This is a genomic window from Bradyrhizobium sp. Mp27 (assembly GCF_029953005.1).
GTDB lineage: Bacteria > Pseudomonadota > Alphaproteobacteria > Rhizobiales > Xanthobacteraceae > Bradyrhizobium > Bradyrhizobium barranii.
The window spans coordinates 1-383 of the sequence record NZ_JASAUS010000678.1 but is presented as its reverse complement, the minus strand read 5'-3'; the positions used below and the strand labels follow the sequence as shown (position 1 = coordinate 383).

General features: G+C 58.2%; 1 pseudogene. It reads right to left on the bottom strand.

What is annotated here, in order from left to right:
• Positions 1-295, bottom strand: a pseudogene (locus QJT78_RS53460) (transposase); the annotation flags it as partial.
• Between the last annotated feature and the right edge of the window lie 88 nt (positions 296-383).

The window sequence follows — 383 nt, the reverse complement described above, 5'->3', positions numbered from 1 at the left end:
CGCTCAGCAGGCCCGCCTTGGTGAGCGCGCCGGACAAAAAATCGTTTTCCAACGCCAGCTCGCCGATCTTGGCATGTAACGCCTTCAAATCGACCGGCGTCTCGGCCGATGTCTTGTCATGCCCAAACACGCCGGCGGCGCCTTCCAGGAGCTGGTTTTTCCAGATCGTGATCTGGTTCGGATGAACATCAAACAGCTGCGCCAGCTCCGCCAGTGTCTTGTCGCCTTTGACCGCAGCCAAAGCAACCTTCGCCTTGAATGCCGGAGAATGCGTCCGGCGGCTCTTCTTCGTCATCTTCGCTCCTGATTCGCAGCAAGAATCCTCGCCGCTGTCAGGCAGAAAATCCACTCAAGCTACTGTCCGAATTTGCGGGGCCAGCTCT